3 protein-coding genes are annotated in these 5187 nt (G+C 68.1%); 1 reads left to right on the top strand and 2 read right to left on the bottom strand.

The features are described from left to right. Window positions 1-171 precede the first annotated feature (171 nt). Window positions 172-939, top strand: a complete 768-nt coding sequence (locus ACERZO_RS18815; RefSeq protein WP_372665978.1) for a hypothetical protein — start codon at window positions 172-174, stop codon at window positions 937-939. 14 nt (window positions 940-953) lie between these two features. Here ACERZO_RS18815 and ACERZO_RS18810 read toward each other — a convergent pair whose 3' ends face one another. After that, window positions 954-3632 (bottom strand): ATP-binding protein, encoded by a 2679-nt coding sequence (locus tag ACERZO_RS18810; RefSeq protein ID WP_372665977.1) that lies wholly within the window; start codon window positions 3630-3632, stop codon window positions 954-956. A 136-nt stretch (window positions 3633-3768) separates the two neighbouring features. After that, entirely contained in the window at window positions 3769-4977 is a 1209-nt protein-coding gene (locus tag ACERZO_RS18805) for a L,D-transpeptidase (protein WP_372665976.1), read from the bottom strand. Window positions 4978-5187 lie beyond the last annotated feature (210 nt).

Genomic DNA, 5187 nt, shown 5'->3' with positions numbered 1-5187 from the left:
GTCCCATACCCCCGGCGGTGTGGTCCGAATCACGCCGAAAACATACCGATCGGTACGATCCGAACTGCACCCCTAGCGGCCCCGTTAGGGGCGAAGCCTGCTCGGTGGTAACGGGATGCGGGCCGGGTGCGACTGCGGAAGAAGGATCATCGTCGCGGAGAGGGGCTGCGGATGGGGCCGACTGTGGGTGGCTGGTTGGTCCAGGCCCTGCCCGACATCTCCAGCAACCTGATCGCGGCGGCCATCGGGGGCGTGCTGGTCTGGACGACGACGAGCGCAAGACGACGCCTCAGGCTGGCCGGCGCGCGCAGGTTCTGGCGCGCGCTGGGCGGCCGTCATCCGTTGATCGTCCTGGGAGCGTACGACTTCGGCCCGCACCGGCGCTGGGCGAGAGCCGGCGTGGTGGGCATGGGCGACATCGGGGCCCTGGTGGAGATCGAAGCCCAGCTCCGCAAGCTGGGCAGCACCGGGAAGATCGTCGAGTCCCGGCAACTGCCGCCGCATGACCTGAGTGCGGACCTCGTCCTGATCGGCGGCCCGTTGGCGAACGCCGTGACGGCGACGATGCTGGCGAAGCTGAGCGGCGTGATCTCCTACGACTTCGCCGAAGACCCGGACCACGCGGCAGCCGTCGTGCGGGACCTGAAGTCGGGTCGCGCGCTGGCGCCGCAGTACGAAGAGCCGGGTTATCCGGTCAGTGACCACGCTTTGATCATCCGGACACCGAATCCCTTGGCTCCGGACACGTCGGAGATCGTCATCGTGGCGGGCTGCTTCGAACACGGCACCGCGGCCGCGGCGGAGCTGCTCGGGGAGCGGAAGTTCCTTCGCAGGTTGAGGAAGTCGAAGCACTTCGAGGCGCTCGTCGAGACGACGGTCGTGAACGGCGCCCACTACAACACGAAGGTCGTCGAAATCCGCCGCATCCCAGCAGGATGACGGGCCGCCGGAACTCAGGCCAGCCCGGCCGAACGCGACCGGATCTGCTCCGCTTCGACCGTGCGGTTCTGCGCGAGGAAGAGCAGTTCCGCCTCGCGCCAAGCCGTCTTGGCCTCCGCCCCGCGCCCCGATTCGACCAGGCAATCACCAAGCCGCCGAAGCGTCTCTGCTTCGGCATAAGTGTTGCCCATGCTTCTCCGGAGAGCGAGCGCGTCCTCGTAGTGTTTCAGCGCCGCGTGCGTGTCGCCCGCCTGGGCCGCCAATTGGCCGAGTCCGTCCAGTGCGGCGGCTTCGCCGGCTTGGTACCGCTGACGCCGGAAGAGCGCGAGGGCCTCGTCGCACGAGCGTCGCGCGAGGTCCTCCTGCCCGACCCGGCCGGCGAACGCCCCGATCATGGTCAGGGCCCACGCCTCCCTGAGCGGAGCGCCGATAAGTCGATAAAGCCGCAACGCCTGCTGGGCGTGCTCCAGCGCCGCGAGAAAGTCCTCGGTTCGCCCGTACACGTGCGCTGCCGCGTGGTGCGTCGCGGCGATGTTGGCGGGGCTTCCGGTCTCCTCGGCGAGGGCGATCGCGGTTTCCAGGTGCCGCAGCGCCTCCGCGTGCTGCCCGTGGCGGGAACACGCGTGGCCGAGCATCTGGTGACAGATGGCGCGCGGCAGCGCGGTACCGAGCCGCTCGGCCGACACCAGCGCGGTCCGCCACATGTCCACGTCGTCCTGCAGGTGGCCGCGCAACCAGTGGTAGGTGTGCAACGACCACGCCAGCTGCCAGACTTCGTGGTGCCACCCGTTGTCCGAGGCGGCTTGCTGCGCAGCCAGCAGGTTCGCGTGTTCGGTGGCGAACCACTCGACCGCGGCCTCGCGGGAGGCCACGTCGGGCACCTCGCCCTCCGGCTTCGCAGGCAGGGGTTCGATCGGCTGGCTGTCGGGGTCGAGCACATGATCCGCGACGTAGGAGACGTAGAGGTAGTAGTGGATGATCCGCCGGATCATCCCGGCCCAGGCTTCCCCGGCACGCAATCGACGAGCACGACCGATCGCATACAGCCGCACCAGTTCGTGCATGCGGAATCGCGCTGGTTCGTATTCCTGCACCAGTGACGAACTCACCAGGGCCTGCAGCACCGGCCCGACTCGCGCGACGTCGAGCCCGGTGAGGTGGGACGCCGCCAGAATCCCGATCTCCGGCCCCGGCGCGAGGCCCAGCAGCTCGAAGGCCTGCTGCTGGTCGCGGCTCAGAGCACCGCAGGACCAGGACAGCACGTCGGAAACGCCGGTTTCCGACATCTCGCCGTCCAGCGTGTTCAAGCGAGTACTGGTGCTCCTCAGTTCCGCCGCCAATGACGCCAGGGGAAACGCCGGGTGCGCGAGCGCCCGTCCGGCGACGATGCTCAACGCCAAGGGCAGTCCGGCGCAGCTGGCGATGAGCTCCTGGACCGCCTCCGGCTCCGCGGTCAGGCGCTCCAGGCCGATCCGCGCCGCGAGCAGATCGTGCGCCTCTCCCGGCGGCAACGCGTCCAAAAGCAGCGGATAGGCCCCATACCCCGTCACCAGCTGGACCGGCCAGATCCGGCAGGTGACGATGACCATGCACGTCGTGCCACCCGGCAACAGCGGAACGACGTGGTCGAAGTCCCTGGCGTTGTCGATCACGATCAACATCCGCTTGTCGGCCAGAAGACTGCGATAGCGCGCCGCTCGCGCGTCGAGATCCGCGGGCAAGCGAGCGACGTCCACGCCCAACGCGTCGAGAAATCCCCGCATCGCCGAGTCCGCGGACAGGATTTCCGAGGAGGGGCCGAATCCCCGCAGATCGACGAACAGCTGCCCGTCCGGAAAACGATCGGCGTTCCGATGCGCCCAGTGCAGTGCCAACCAGGTCTTGCCGATCCCGCCGACGCCGGCCACCGTGGAAACCACCGCGGCACCACCCGCTTTGGCAGCCCTCTCCAGAACCGCGTCGAGCGCGGCGACCTCGTCGCGCCGGCCGATGAAAGACCACGGGCCCGCCGGAAGCTGCCGAGGCACCAGAGTGACGTTTCCGGCCGCCAGCGCGGTCAGCTGATCGGCATCCGACGGAAACGGAGCATCGGGAAGGCAGATCCACCCGATCGTCACCGTCTCCTTGACGTCGATCCGGCGCGCCCGGAAGGTCGCGGCATCGATGCGCATACTGTTCCGGACGACTTCCTCGAAGAACCACGCGGAGACGACCAGGGCGACCACACCCGGCGATTCGGCCAAAGCCAGTTTCAGCGGCGGCGCCTCCAGAAGCCGATAGGCGTGAACGACCGCACCGGCGGCCAAGCCGTGCTTGTCGTAAGTGATCTCGCCGGCGTGCAGAACCATCCGGACGCGGATCCGCTCTTCACGCAGGTGAGTCGCGTTGTGACCGGCCAATGTGTCCGCGATCACCGCCGGGACGATCTCCACGAACGGGGTTTTCGGTTGCTCCGGGACGACGAGGATCAGTATTCCATCGCCGAGATCCGTGCGTTCGCAGGCGGACAACGGAACTCCCGCGACGGAAAGCGCCTCGTCGAGCGCGCCGTACATTCCTTCACGAATGACCGATTTGTGCACATTCGTCCGCCGCAGGTCGCCATATCCTTCGACGTCCAGCGCCATGATCGTCCGATGCACGGCCGGCTGAGACAAGCCCGTCCCCCCGCGATGAAACACCCCGCCCGACATGACGGCTTATTGTACGCGAGCTGACGCTGCGTGCCGTGCACACAAGTCCCTCGGACAAATTCATGACAATTATCGGACAAGCCGAAGGCCCCTGTCCGGAAGCGTCGCGAGGAACGAAACAATCCGGCCGCCGGGCTCAGCCGCGCAGCGCGCTGCCCGCCTGCCACGCGCTCCAGCTGATCGCCCAGTCCCCGTGGCCGTTGTTGATCGACAGCTGCGGGCCGCCCGAATTGGTGATCTCCACGACGTCGCCGACGTTGAACGTGTCGAAGAACCACTTCGCGTTCTCGGTGTTCATGTTGAGGCAGCCGTTGGAGACGTTGTCCCGGCCCTGCACGCCGACCGTCTTCAGGTTTTCGTGCAGGTACTCGCCGTCGTCGGAGATGCGGACGTTCCAGTTCTCCGGGGCCTTGTAGTAGCCGGGGTCGCCTTCGCACACGCCGTAGCTGCAGGAGTCCATGATCTTGTGGTCCTCCTTCGACAGCACCGTGTGCGTGCCGGTGAAGGTCGGCGTCGGGCCGCGCGGCGGGGTGTCGGCCGTCTTGCCCATGCTGATCGGTGCGGTCTTCACCAGCTGCCCGTTGTGGAACGCCTTGATCTGGTGCGTCTTGCCGTCCGCCTTGGCGACCCAGGAGTCGTGCACCTTGTACGTGGCCGAGACGTCCTGGCCGCCGTACACGCCGCCCCCGATCGGCAGGCCGAAGGTCGTCGTCTCGAGCTTCACGGTCGAGCCGGCCTTCCAGTAGTCCTTGGGCCGGAAGTGCGCTTCGCGCTTGCCCACCCAGTACCAGCCACCGTCCTGGGCCGGCGAGGACGTCACCTTGAACGACTTCTCCACCGCGGCCTTGTCGGTGATGTCGTGGTCGAACTTCAGCCCGATGATCAGGCCGACGCCGAAGTCGCCCGCCGCCGGCTGGAAGAGCGCGGGCGTCGCGACCCCGGCCGGCTTGAGCGTGTGCACCTCGCCGCGCTGCTCGGTCGCCGCGCCCGCCGGGTTCACCGCGGTGGCGACCGCCTGGTAGGTGGCCCCGTACCGGAGGTGGTCGTTGCTGGTCCACGTCGTCTTGTCCGGCGAGAGGCCGCCCTTGACGGCGTTGCCGGTCTGCGGGTTCGTGACCGTGACCGCCTGCAGCGTGCCACCCGAGGCCTTGACGACGATCGGGTCCTTGGGACTCAGCTGGTCACCGCCCCCGAACGCCACCGTCGCGGCCGGCACCCCGGGCGCGTCCGCCGTCCCGGTCGCTCCGGCGGCACCGACCGCTTGCGCGACCCCCGCGGTCTCGGTCGGTCCACTACAGGCAGCCAGCAGCAGGGCCGTCAACCCCAGCCCGGCGATCCGGATCACTCTCACGAACCATCAGACGTTCCACCCGCCCCGAAGTTGTGTGACGACCCGATCTTTCGGGAACTCCGTGACAGATCGTCCGGCGCGGTCCAGCGCGGCCGGTTCTCCTTGTCCCTCTGGAGAGCTACCGCACCCGCTCGCTCCGGGGTGACGTTTTCGCCGTCCCGATCCCGATAACTTCGGCGCCGTCAACGCGGGCGGTGGGCCGGA

Source organism: Amycolatopsis kentuckyensis (assembly GCF_041679295.1).
Classification (GTDB): domain Bacteria; phylum Actinomycetota; class Actinomycetes; order Mycobacteriales; family Pseudonocardiaceae; genus Amycolatopsis; species Amycolatopsis kentuckyensis_A.
This window is presented reverse-complemented; position numbering and strand designations above follow the sequence as displayed.